The following is a 12,547-nucleotide window of genomic DNA, read 5'->3' on the forward strand; positions in this document are numbered from 1 at the left end:
TTTCAGCTTTGATAACCTGATGTTTATTAACCTACCAAGGATCAGCGATCGCAATCTTAACCGTCTCAAGGGGTTTAAGTTGTTCTTTAAGCCAGTTGGCAAACAGCTCGTCCAGTAACCGTTGTCGCATGGGTTCATCTAATTGCGCTGGCAAAAGCTGCTCTAGCCGCACGATGATCCATAAGTCTTCAATGCGAGTTGGAGGCATCAGATGTCCGGGTTGACTAGAGCGGAGAATCTGAGCAAGCCTGGGATGAGGAGTGCTAAGTGGTGCGGGACCGATTAATCCGCCTGTCCGGGATTCTGCTCCTTGGGAGTATTGCTGTGCGAGTTCTGCAAAAGGCTGTTCGTCACCCTGCAAGCGGAAGTACAGTTCCCTAGCAATATTGGCATCCCCAACTCGAATCAGGGAATAGACCACCTGATCCAGCTGAGACTTTCGCTGCAAAAAGTAGGATTGTAACTTGCTGCCCCAGGTTGCCTGTTTAAATTGCTCAATTCTCAACTGCCGAGTTACCTGCTCAATGAGTTGAGCTTCTGTCATACTCTGCTGTTGCAACCATGCTTGACGTGCTGTGTCAGATGTTAACTTCTGCTGGGCATAGAAATTGAGGCAACCTTGCTCTTGTTCTTCCAAGGTGCAGCTAAATGGAGCGATCGCCCGATCAATCAAAATTTCTTGCCGCAGCTTTGGCAATAGCTGGTATTGACTCAAGAGTGACAGCAATTCTGGAGCCGTTACCGTCCGGTCATCAATTTGTAGTATTGCTGTATTCGCAGTCGGTACCTTATTGATGCTTCTTACGCTTTCCATGTGATCGATTTCCTGAAGTGACGGCAACTTTAGCAGAATGAGTTTTTACGGGTAATTTTTGGGTTTCTTGAGATCGATTACTGAGGGACATGGCTGATTCTGGCATAGCAGAAGTTTCTTCGCCCAGACTGATCTCATCTAGCCTGTGACTTTGTGTTGGAGGAGCAGATTGAGACTGAGATCCAGCCCAAATCGGCACTTGGCTACCGCTTAGATCTTGCTGAATCCATTGCAAGTGTTGGGGCAGTAATTTAGCCAGGTCATATCGTTTTAGAACTGTCTCTCGTGCCTTCAATCGGATTTCAGCCATACGATCGGGGTGGTTGAGAACTTCCTCAACGCGATCGGCAATGTCTTCAGGTGAGAAGAAATCTGCGAGTAATCCGTTCACTCCATCTCGAATCACCTCCGTGACTGGGGCGGTATTGGAACCCACAACGAGACAGCCCGCGGACATGGCTTCTATCATTGACCAGGACAACACAAACGGGCGGGTGAGGTAAATGTGGGCTGTGGAAGCCTGGAGAACTTGCAGATATTCGGGATAGGGAAGTGAACCTGTGAAATGGATTCTGGACAAGTCGAGCGGCAGTTTTTCGAGCATCTGCTGCTTGTAAGTTTTGCCGTCCGGGAGCTGTTTACCATAGGCAACGCGATCGCTCCCTACAACCACGACATGACACTTGGGACGTCGCTGCTGAAGTAACGCAACTGCCTCCATGAACTGAGGAAAGCCCCGGTAAGGTTCCATGCCGCGACCCACATAGGTGACCAACTCTTCAACGTGAGAGAGATCGAGATTGATGCGCGGTAGCACCAGCTTTGCACCTGGATTGGGGCAGAGATATTGCGTGTCTACGCCGTCGTGTAGGACAGAGATTTTGCTGTGATACTCACTGGGAAACTGCTGACGTTGCCAGTAGGTGGGGGAAAGTCCGCGATCGCAGCTATAGAGATCCGTCAAAATCGGCGAATTCTTCATCCGAATGCGGGCTTCAGCGTTGGCATCGATCGGGTCGCTGGGGTCAAAGTCGGCATCTGAGCCGTGGGCGTGATAAAACCACTCAAAATAGCAGAGCAATTTAGCCTTTGGAAAAATATCTTTGCAGAATAACGTTGGTCCCCAGCCCGAATGACCATAGACCACATCGGGGACAAATCCTCGCGTCTTGAGCTGCTGCGCCATGCGGTAGACGGCTTGCCCTTGAATAACGGCATTCTCTAGCGTGTGAACATAGTGATGAGTTCCAGGGTGAGCTTCTCGTGAGGGTTTGTACAGCGCTTTGTAAACACCCGGTAAATGACCTTCGCGGCGTGTGGTGCCAAAGACAACTTGGTGACGCTTATCTTTGGCGATCGCGGTTGCCACATGACGAAACTGAGCCGGGAAATTAGGATGTAAAAATAAGATTCGCATGGTGTTGAGAAGGCTTGAGACTACTGCTAACTTTTTAAGTCCAGGTCATGCAATCTAAGTAAGAGGATATCTGAAAAGTATCAAATGTTCTGCATTCGCTCCCCAACCCCCCAATTCTGGGGGACTTTCAAACCAGTTCTTATTCAAAGTCCCCCAGAATTGGGGGATTTAGGGGGCGGTTCGGGTAGCAAATTACACTTCTCAGACATCCTCTAAGGGAGAAGCTCCTGTTGTCCTAAAAAATTAGGACAACAGGAGGTAATGGCTAGAGCATCTGATCGGAAAATATCTGCCAGACTGCTCAGTTGATATCTAGGTATAGCGCTACGCGCTTAGATCCAATTAGTTTTTTTTGAGAGCCGCGCGGAGCGCGGCTCTCAAAAAAAACTCGTCCTAACTCAATTACGTAATGCCATAATTCCTGCCTAAATAGAAGTCAGGAAGTCTGAGGTATCAAATGCTCCTCGGTTTACCCCTGCCACGAAGGCTAGAGTTTCTGCCTGCGCAATTGGAATGCCTACATCGGGAACAACATAGATCCGAGTACCCGTCACACCATTAATAGTGGTGTTCTGGAACCCAAGAGATGCGAAGTCAGTGCCTTCAATGACAAAGAAGTCAGTGCCATTCTGGAAGTCGGTGATATAGTCACCAACAGGCGGAGAGATAATTGGCTCACCGGGCTGAATCGGCTCTGGTACAAAATCGGTGAACAACAGCTGGAAGTAATCGGTTTCTGTACCACCAGTCAGCGTGTCGCGGGTCGTTTGGGTTTCTAAGTCTTCACCACCAAATAGCACATCAAAACCTGCACTACCAATGAGGCGATCGGTGCCTGCACCGCCATCAAGGAAGTCATCGCCTGCGCCACCGTTGAGGACATCATTGCCCGCTAGAGATTCAGCGGCGTCGGCATCGCCGTAGATGGTGTCATTACCACCCAAACCGCTGAGGTTATCAGCGCCCTCGCCGCCATCAATGTAGTCGCCTTCAGCACCGCCCGTGATGGTTTCTAAGCCAGCGCCGCCGAGCAATGTGCTGAAGCCAGCGCCACCGTCTAAGATATCGTTGCCATCGCCACCATCGAGATAGTCAACGCCGTCGCCACCATAGAGATAGTCATTTCCGGCATAACCAAAGAGGCTATCATCTCCTCCCTCACCGTTGAGAGTGTCACTGCCGCCACCCGACAGAGTACTAGCTTCTCCAAACAGGGTGTCATTGCCATCGCCACCATTCAGAGAATCGGCTCCGCCAAACACTAAGCCTTCGTCATCGTCACCATAGAGTAAGTCATTAGTGAAACTGCCATAGAGGGTGTCGTTACCAGCGCCACCCAGTCCAGTATCATCAAGCCCAATATAGATCCGGTCAGCGCCCTCGCCACCATCCAGATAGTCTTTGAAGCCATTATCGGTATCGTTGATGCTTGAGCCACCGGACAGAATGTCGTTGCCCCCCTCACCAAATAAAGAATCTTCGCCGGAATCACCAAACAGGCGGTCAGCGCCCTCACCACCGTAGATTTGATCCTTATCTAGTCCACCCCGCATGGTGTCAGCACCGCCTAAACCATACAAGATATCATCTCCGCCAAAGCCGTTAAAGGTATCGGCTTGGTTGGTTCCGTTTAATGTGTCGCCAAGAGCGGTTCCATTTCTAGTAGCCATGATTTACCTCAGTGCTTTACTAAATTGATGTGGTTTGCCTAGAAACTGAGGATGATAGATGCATCTCCTCATCTAAAGCATTTTTATCTTTCATCTGTTCATCTTGTTGTCCCCCTCTCCGTATCTTTAGAAGAGGGAAAGAACATTAAAGATGAGCAGTCTAGGAAGATATCCTGACGAAATTACTACCAGCCAATGTCTAAACATTTTGTCTCTCTGAAAAACAAACTCGATTCACTTCATTTAGAGGCTAAATTGATTGCTAAGGGATGGCGATCGCTGTGCATTAATCTGCTTTTTTCATGGAAGAGAGGGCGATCGCCATGCGAATGACTTTAGAATCAGAGAGGTACAAAGTCTGCGGCGTTAATTTGTCCGGGAAGAACCGCAGCCAAAACCGCTAATTCTTCGCCTGTTGCCGTGACGCTAACGCGGGTGCTGCCTGTTGACACTCCACCAATGTTGAGATTAATGCGGCTGACCGTGAGCGCTTCAAAGCTGTACCCCGTTTGCAGAAAGTCCACATTATTCTGGAAGGCGCTGATGAAGTCGCCATTTTGCCCAGCCAAGCCAGAATCTTCCAGGACAAAGTAGTCAACCCCGCCACCGCCTGTCAGGGTGTCACGTTGGGTTTGGTTGGTCAGGTCATCGCCGCCGTATAGGGTATCGCTGCCGTTCCCGCCCAAAATGTTATCGACTCCAGCACCGCCATCAAGCTCGTCATCGCCATCTTGACCATTGAGGTAGTCGTTGCCAGACAGCGTATCGATGCCGTCACCGTCGCCATATAGGGTATCGTTGCCACCTCCACCCAAGAGGCTGTCAGCCCCTTCTTGTCCTTCGATCGTGTCGGCATCCAAACCACCCGTGATCGTGTCCAAGCCCAAACCACCCAAAAGTAGATTAGAGTCTAATCCGCCTCCGAGGATGTCGTTGCCATCGCCGCCCTCCAGGGTGTCAAACCCATCGCCGCCGTCAAGGATGTCGTTGCCTGCAAAGCCGAAGAGCTGATCATCGCCAGATTCACCCAAGAGCGAGTCGCTGCCGCCGCCGCTCAAGCTGTCCGCATCGCCCTCCAGCGTGTCGTTACCATCGCCGCCTAGAAGCGTGTCATTGCCAAAGGCGCTGAGGGAGTCATCACCCAAGAGGAAGTCATTGCCGAGGCTGCCATCCAGGAAATCACTATCGCCACCGCCTTCCAGAACATCCTCAAAAAAGCTGCCTGTGATCGTATCTAAACCTATTTCGCCGTAGAGTTCCCCTTCACCCAACAGAACGTCGTTGCCTTCTCCGCCCCGCAGCTCATCGTCGGTGCTGCCGAAGAGGAAATCATTGCCCACTCCACCCAGGAGGGTGTCACCGCTTTCATCGCCTGTACCATCCAGGGTGTCATTCCCTAAACCACCGTCCAGGGTATCGCTGCCTAATTCACCAAATAGCCTGTCATTGCCAGCCCCACCATACAGCTGATCAGCACCTTCTCCGCCCAGAATCAGGTCATTGTTGCCTAAACCATTGAGAATGTCATCTCCACCAAAGCCCCGTAGCGTGTCGAGGTTATTGGTGCCGTTGAGCGTATCGTTTAGCTCAGTGCCGTTCCTAATTGCCATGTTCTTAGTCCTGATGATTAGATGAATTTTTGGCGTATCCAGCCTGCGCGGATGTGCTACGGCTATTCACTGCCGTAAACCAATTGCTATTTGGCTGGATCTAGAAAGCCTGTATCGAAGAAATGGGGGTGCGATCGCTCAGCAGCCCCATCCCAAAAGACTATGAGAACCGCACAGTTGGACGGTTAACGGCATCAATATTTGCGGCTACATTGCCTGATCCAAAGAGAGTATTGGAGAGGGTGAGTAACAGCTCGCCTGTGGCAAAACCTGCGTTACCTGCAATCCCATCGCCAATATAGAATTGGGCGCTGCCGTTGACAGGTCGAACATCAATAGCGGTAATTCCGGTAAAGGAGAGGATGTCTCCGCCAGCTCCGCGAGTGAATCCATTAATGGTATCGCTGCCGTCACCGCTGCTGTAGCGAATTGTGTCAACACCCACTCCGCCCGTGAGCGTATCGTTACCGATGCCGCCAATTAAAGTGTCATTCCCTGCGTCTCCCACCAAGACATCGTTGCCCGCAGCGCCGTTGAGCGTGTTGTTGGCACCGTTGCCTGTGATCGTGTTGTCCAAACCGTTGCCCGTACCGTTTGACACGTTACCGAGCAGCACCAAATTTTCTAGATTGGCAGCTAGGGTATAGTTAGCTGAAGCCCGAACTGTGTCGGTGCCTGCGTTGGCATTTTCAATGATCAAATCACCTGCTGTGAGGACATAAGTGTCATTGCCCCCCCCACCGTTCATGCGATCGCTCCCCGCACCGCCATCCAGGTAGTCATTGCCACCGCCGCCGCTCAGGGTGTCATTCCCCTCATTGCCAAACAGGTTGTCGTTGGGGCTGGCATCAGCGCTGCTGTTCAAGACGTTGTCGGTGGCATCACCAATGTAAAGACCGATGGCATCTGTAGCGAATGCCCCGGTCAAATCGGCTCCAAAAAAGTTGGCGCTGGCGAAGTTTCCTTTAGATAAATCGGCGTTTCTTAGATTGGCGTTAGTGAAGTTAGCGCCGATCGCCAGCCCGTTGATCGACACCCCTTCAGCATTGGCTTCGGTAAAGTTTGCGCCACTGACATCGCTATCATTTAGCTGAGTTCCAGTCAGGTTCGTGATGGTAACAGCGCCGTCGGCGGCAACAAACGGGCTAAAGTTTGCTCCGGTGAAATTTACATCTTCTGAAAGCAGCCCGCTGAGATTGGCTCCCCGATAGCTGCTAGCACTGATAGTACCCGGAGCAGCCGGACTGCTATCTGTCAGGGTGACGCCACTCAAGTTGGCTAGGTCAAAAACTGCATTTTGCAGCGTGGCATCCGTGAAGTTTGCCAGTTGAAAATTGGCTCCAGTTGCGTTGATATTGACGAAGATCACATTTTCAATGTTGGCATCTTCAAAACTGGTATTGACTAGCGTTGCGCCAGTAAAGTCAGCACTTTTGAGATTTGCCTTAAACAGGTTAGCGCCCGTAAAGTTAGCGCCCGTAAAGTTAGGTGGCTCGGATTGCTCACCATTGATATTAGCTTCCTGTAAATTGGCATTAGTCAAATTGGCATTCGAGAAATTGATAGCCTTCGCATTGATAAATGACAGGTCTGCCTGCGTCAGATTTGCCCCTGTGAAGTTAGCGCCCTCTAGAGTTGCCTTAAAAAAGTTTGCGATGCCAAAGCTGCCGCTTGGGGCAAAGATAGCGTTGGTTGCATTAACATTAATCCAAGTCGATTCACTAAAGTTAGTGCCTCTTAGCTGGGTTGCAACTCCTTGACCATTAGGATCAAAGCGAACGTTTTCCAGCCTAGCTTTAAAGAATGTAGAACCGTTAAGATTGCGACCCCGAAAGCTATTCCCAACGAGGTTTTGACCTTCATAATTTAGTACAACCATTTAAATCTCCGGTAGTGCATTCATGTGTCATCCCTAAAGCTGCCCTAAAGTCGATCGCCGCTAAATCTGCACATTTCTTCCATAGAAAATCCGTGCGACAACAGCGATCGCAATCAAAAACAACTCATTCCCTGAAGAAATTTTCTAATCTGAAAACTGAAATTAAGCTCGACTCAATCTCTGCTTTCATTCCCTTAATTACACTTTCTAAAACACAGACCAGTTTCAATGGGGCAGTGATTTAGGCTGACAGGCTTTTCCTGTCAACAATAGTGATTTAATCCTGACAGAATTTACCTGTCAACAAATCTAAGAAAACTCTAATACGGGTGTCTTTAATCTAAGAGAATTCTCATCAATCTCAGACTTTATGACTATCAGCCTTACTTAATCGATATTAGATCGATATATAAGTTTGATATGCAGCGCCCTCGACGAGGCTTCCACCAATAGTCTGGGTTGAGATACGAAGCGTCATCCTTCGGAGGCAACGGCAACACCTAGCGACCCACTCTATCGCTGGGATAACAACTGGAATACATTCGTAAGAGCAACCATTTACACTTCTAATTGCGTGAGCCACAGTTATTTTAGAAGTTTTGCGGAGCGCGGCTTCCAAGAAACTACACTAACCCCGCGCAAAGCGGCGTCAGTCCTATTTTAGAAATCTCCATGAGTGAATACATTCTTGAAATGCAGTCAGAGCAGGATATAGAGTAGTAAAGTGCTTGGAGAAATAGCTGAGGCATCTGGTTATACTTGTTCATTCCAATTATTAATTTTTGCGACAAAGCCTCGCATAGAAAGTGGTAGAGGACTTCTATAGCAATTACATATAGTAATCATAGATGGGCGGCATACAGGTAATGATTTTTTGTAATGTGAGCTTTGCCTACACCACAAAAAATCATTACATTTTGAGGACTACCCATCAGTGAATTGCAAGGTAGGCAGATACTATGGCTCTCTCACCTTGCAACCCATCTCACCAACCATTTAGAACTGCTACATATAGGGATATAGCATATGGATATAGGCGGGAAAAGATCATCGGTAAAGCCATTGAAAGCTCAGAGTAGGAGCCTCGCGGAAAACCTCGTTTCTAAGCGCGCTCCATCTCCTCCTGGTATTCCCTCTTCTGGTATTGGCTCGTTCGATCGCGGCTATCAGCATATTTTTGGAGAAACCCGGACACGCATTCTTCAGTGGTATTTGCTCATTTTGGGACTCATTTTTCTGCTGGGCATCCCGGCGTTCCGATATTTGCTGTTTCAGCGGGTGGACGAGCGCGTTCGCCAGAACATGGTAGAAGAAATGGAAACATTTCGAGAGTTGGTTGCCCAAGGTCAGTCGTTTCCACAAAACCCCGAAAAATATGATCCAGAGGATCTGGAGCGGCTCAAAGAATCCTTTCCCATTGAGACTCGCCATATGATTCCGCCTGCATCAGAAGAAGAATTAGAGGAGTTTTTTGAACAATATCTGCGCTATCGCGTCCCGGTAGATGATACGTTTTTCATCACATTTATGGACGGTAAATTTTTCAAATCTAGCCCCAGAGGTCGCCCTCAAATCCTTAGCAGAGACTCAACCCTAATGCAGGATTGGGGCAGCCAGACCCGTCCGTCTCAAGGAGTCGCAGAAACCAAAGGTTTTGAGACGGGCGCTATTCTTTATATGCTTGAGCCAGTCCAGATGCATGGGCAGACACGAGGGGTGCTTGTAATCGCGCATACCACCGCAGGAGAGCGGGCAGAAATTCTGGAAGCGGTGGTCGTGATTATCCAAGTGTCGCTGGCGCTATTTGCGATTTCTCTAGTGCTAACTTGGTTAGCCGCAGGTCATGTGCTGGCTCCCCTAAGAATAATGACGGTAACGGCTCAAACGATTAGCGAAACGGACTTATCTAAGCGGTTGCCCGTGCAGGGGAGCGGAGAACTCGCTGAAATGGCAGCCACCTTTAACAGTATGATGGATCGCCTGGAGACCGCCTTTGATACGCAGCGAGAGTTTGTCAATGATGCTGGACATGAATTGCGGACTCCCATTACTATCATTCAGGGAAACTTGGAGCTTATGGGAAATGATCCCGATGAGCAACGGGCAACGCTGTCATTGGTCATGGGCGAGTTGGATCGCATGAGCCGCATGGTGAATGACATGATTGTGTTAGCCAAAGCAGAGCGCAGCGATTTTCTGCATCTGACTGTAGTGAATGCAGCAGAGTTGACGAAAGAGCTGTTTACCAAAGCCAAAGCGCTGGCAGGGCGCGACTGGCAGCTGGATGAAACTGCGCGCGGGCAAATTGTGGTCGATCGCGAGCGAATTACAGAAGCCCTGATGAATTTGGCACAAAATGCTGCCCAGCATACTCAGGCGAAAGATACGATCGCTATTGGCTCAACGATTGCCAAAGGCAAAGTTCGGTTTTGGGTCAGGGATACAGGCGAAGGCATACCGCTACCCGACCAAAAGCGCATTTTTGACCGATTTACCCGCGCTGCCAATAGCCGTCAGCGTCTGGAGGGCTGCGGCTTAGGACTGTCCATTGTGAAAGCGATCGCAGAAGCTCATAGTGGACAGGTTCTGTTGCGGAGCAAGCTCGGCTCCGGCTCAATGTTTACCCTTGTTTTACCCTTAGATCCGCCGCAGGAGGCTGTTGTCCATGTCGCATATCCTCATCGCCGAAGATGATCCTCGCATTACGGTGTTTCTCGAAAAGGGATTTAAATCGCGGGGGTTTACGACCATGATTGCCAGTGATGGCTTGGAGGCGCTGGATCTGGCTCAAGCCAACCAATTCGATTTGCTGATTCTAGACCTAGGCTTACCCAAAAAAGATGGTTTGGAGGTTCTAGAAAACTTGCGTGAGCAGGGCCAAACTTTGCCCATCATTATTCTCACGGCTAGAGACGACATTTATGACAAAGTTGCAGGGCTAGAAGGCGGAGCCAATGACTATGTCACGAAACCCTTTCGATTTGAAGAATTGCTGGCAAGGGTGCGGGTGCAACTGCGGCATTCGACGCAGGCAAAGATCGAAGAAATTCATATCTTGGAGGCCGGGGGAGTAATGCTCAACTTACGAACCCGGAGAGCCACGGTCAACGGGTGTAACGTGGATCTGCCCGCTCGTGAATTCACGATGGCAGAAATGTTCTTTCGCCAACCCGGACAGGTATTTAGCCGGGAACAATTATTAGATCGCGTTTGGGGCTATGACTACAACCCAGGTTCTAACGTCGTGGATGTTTACGTGGGCTATCTCCGCAAAAAGCTTGGCAGTGATTTGATTGAAACTGTACGGGGCATGGGCTATCGTCTGCGACCCTGACCAAGATTCTAAGCCGGATTAAGCCCCCACGCGCTACCCCAGATGTCATCAGCAAAATGGCGGCAGCTACCCCAAGAAACTTGTGAGAGAATAAAAGATTATAAAATCCTAAGCTGCATCCTCCTCCTCTGCCATTGAAGGATTGAACCACTACAGCTTTCATAAATTACAGCTTTCATAACTGTCTGGAGATAGTATGGCCAACTTCCTCTTGAGTGATTCGCAGCTTCCGCCTTCGGGTGGGCTGGGAAATTGGTTGGGAGATCTAAAAGTCGGACAAAAGCTAACCCTGGGATACGCGTTTGTTCTCGGTGCTGCCATGCTGGGAACTGCGCTGGGGTTTATAGTGGCCGATCGCTACCATGAAGACGCACTTCACGAGGAAATAGATGCCGTTGAAGAACTCTACCAGGTCTACCGTTTACAAAGCAGTATTTTTCGGGTTCGCACTCAGCAGCATAAGCTGATTTTCTACATGGGACAACCCAATCTGTGGCAGGAAAAGTATCCCCAGCTGCTGGAAGCTGTTGCTGATGTCCGCCATGAGTGGATAGATTTTAAGGCAACTTTTAGAAACCCACAGCGGCAGCTAAAAGATACGCTCCCGGAAAAAGCGGCCTATGACCAATTGATGCTGACAAAGAATGATTTTGATGACTACCTGAACCAGTCGGAAGTTCTATTTGCAGACAGCAATCCCAGAAACTTATCTCCGACTGCCATCAGCGCCACCCAATCGCGGCTGTTCAGTTTCATGCACAGCCCTCAAGTGTTCACATTGGATGAATTTCTGGATGATATTGCCAGCCTTGTAGATGTAACGGCAGCGGAGTACAGTCAAGCCAAGGTTGAGCTGAAAAGAGCAGAAGAATTGAGATTGCAGATTATTACCATCAGCCTATTGATATCGGCTGCGATCGCCACTCTCTTGGTGCTTTATATGAGTCGGGCGATCGCCCGCCCTATCCAGGCAGTGACCTATGTTGCTCAACAAGTGACTGAAAAAGCCAACTTTGACCTACGCGCACCCGTCACTAGCCGAGATGAAATTGGCATTCTAGCCACGTCACTCAACCGCCTGATTCAAGAAGTGCAGCAGCTCTTAGAAGTCCAAAAAGACAGCAATGAGCAATTGGAGGTGTACAGCCAGATCCTAGAGAGAAAGGTACAGGAACGCACCCAGGAGCTTAAGGAAAAAAATCAGTCTTTGCAGCAAACCCTGGAAGATTTGCACCAAACCCAGACCAAGCTCATTCAAACTGAAAAGAGACCCAGCCCTGAACCCACTGTTGCTGAAGCTATCTCTGAGTTTAGCCTTCTCTTTAACTCTATGGGTAATCATCTGAGTCATGTCACTGATTACAGCTATATGCTGTTGGAGATGCTCAGACAATATCAGCAACGTTATCCAGAAACCGATCGCTTCATTCAAGACTCTGTGACTCAGCAAGACTTAGAATCTCTCAAAACTGAATTGCCTCACCTTTTAGACGCTATTCAAGCTGAGGTGGCGCAAATGTCTAGAGTTCTCAACGCTGCCATTGTTTGACGTGGCTACATTATTCGGTAGTCTTCATGTAATGATTTTGATTGGGTGAGCAAAGCCCACCCAATCAAAATCATTACAGCGCTGCGCGCCTAGATTCAATGAGTTATTTTTTGAGAGCCGCGCGGAGCGCGGCTCTCAAAAAATAACTCGCCCTAACTCAATTACTTACTGTTACAGCAACCGCCAAGGCGGTTAGGACGGGGACATTTAGGGCGCGCTCCGCGCCCTAAATGTCCTAAACCTGATGATTAAGGCGATACAAGAAGGCTATGAG

Annotated in this window: 8 protein-coding genes; 3 read left to right on the top strand and 5 right to left on the bottom strand. The window is 49.3% G+C overall.

The genetic code is table 11. The features are described from left to right. Nucleotides 1-31: 31 nt before the first annotated feature. The 5 genes from AC5JMP_RS08405 to AC5JMP_RS08425 all read right to left on the bottom strand — a co-directional run bounded on the left by AC5JMP_RS08405 (nt 32) and on the right by AC5JMP_RS08425 (nt 7,390). On the bottom strand, nt 32-814 hold the full coding sequence (locus tag AC5JMP_RS08405; protein ID WP_495850995.1) for a peptidylprolyl isomerase: 783 nt from the start codon (nt 812-814) through the stop codon (nt 32-34). Continuing rightward, nucleotides 789-2,231, bottom strand: a complete 1,443-nt coding sequence (locus tag AC5JMP_RS08410; protein WP_495850996.1) for a glycosyltransferase family 4 protein — start codon at nt 2,229-2,231, stop codon at nt 789-791. Before AC5JMP_RS08410 ends, AC5JMP_RS08405 begins: the two co-directional genes overlap by 26 nt. Before the next feature lie 425 nt (nt 2,232-2,656). Further along, nucleotides 2,657-3,901 carry a calcium-binding protein gene (locus tag AC5JMP_RS08415; protein ID WP_495850997.1) on the bottom strand — a complete coding sequence of 415 codons (1,245 nt, stop codon included), beginning with the start codon at nt 3,899-3,901 and terminating at the stop codon, nt 2,657-2,659. 341 nt (nt 3,902-4,242) lie between these two features. Further along, entirely contained in the window at nt 4,243-5,511 is a 1,269-nt protein-coding gene (locus AC5JMP_RS08420) for a calcium-binding protein (protein WP_495850998.1), read from the bottom strand. Nucleotides 5,512-5,671: 160 nt separating this feature from the next. After that, a complete protein-coding gene (locus AC5JMP_RS08425) occupies nt 5,672-7,390 on the bottom strand; it encodes a pentapeptide repeat-containing protein (protein ID WP_495850999.1) in 1,719 nt (572 codons plus the stop codon). A gap of 1,062 nt (nt 7,391-8,452) precedes the next feature. Here AC5JMP_RS08425 and AC5JMP_RS08430 point away from each other — a divergent pair. The 3 genes from AC5JMP_RS08430 to AC5JMP_RS08440 all read left to right on the top strand — a co-directional run bounded on the left by AC5JMP_RS08430 (nt 8,453) and on the right by AC5JMP_RS08440 (nt 12,273). Further along, nucleotides 8,453-10,084, top strand: coding sequence for a sensor histidine kinase (locus AC5JMP_RS08430; protein ID WP_495851000.1), 1,632 nt, complete (start codon nt 8,453-8,455; stop codon nt 10,082-10,084). Then, the gene (locus tag AC5JMP_RS08435) at nt 10,056-10,724 is read left to right on the top strand and encodes a response regulator transcription factor (protein WP_495851001.1); all 669 of its coding nucleotides are present in this window, start codon (nt 10,056-10,058) and stop codon (nt 10,722-10,724) included. The genes AC5JMP_RS08430 and AC5JMP_RS08435 overlap by 29 nt, the downstream gene beginning before the upstream one ends. A gap of 196 nt (nt 10,725-10,920) precedes the next feature. After that, a complete protein-coding gene (locus AC5JMP_RS08440; RefSeq protein WP_495851002.1) occupies nt 10,921-12,273 on the top strand; it encodes a HAMP domain-containing protein in 1,353 nt (450 codons plus the stop codon). Nucleotides 12,274-12,547: the final 274 nt, after the last annotated feature.

Source organism: Drouetiella sp. (assembly GCF_059504425.1).

What these genes read in the sequence shown, in the direction of transcription:
- AC5JMP_RS08405 (WP_495850995.1), bottom strand. Translation starts at nt 814, where the DNA reads ATGGAAAGCGTAAGAAGCATCAATAAGGTACCGACTGCGAATACAGCA.
- AC5JMP_RS08410 (WP_495850996.1), bottom strand. Translation starts at nt 2,231, where the DNA reads ATGCGAATCTTATTTTTACATCCTAATTTCCCGGCTCAGTTTCGTCAT.
- AC5JMP_RS08415 (WP_495850997.1), bottom strand. Translation starts at nt 3,901, where the DNA reads ATGGCTACTAGAAATGGAACCGCTCTTGGCGACACATTAAACGGAACC.
- AC5JMP_RS08420 (WP_495850998.1), bottom strand. Translation starts at nt 5,511, where the DNA reads ATGGCAATTAGGAACGGCACTGAGCTAAACGATACGCTCAACGGCACC.
- AC5JMP_RS08425 (WP_495850999.1), bottom strand. Translation starts at nt 7,390, where the DNA reads ATGGTTGTACTAAATTATGAAGGTCAAAACCTCGTTGGGAATAGCTTT.
- AC5JMP_RS08435 (WP_495851001.1), top strand. Translation starts at nt 10,056, where the DNA reads ATGTCGCATATCCTCATCGCCGAAGATGATCCTCGCATTACGGTGTTT.
- AC5JMP_RS08440 (WP_495851002.1), top strand. Translation starts at nt 10,921, where the DNA reads ATGGCCAACTTCCTCTTGAGTGATTCGCAGCTTCCGCCTTCGGGTGGG.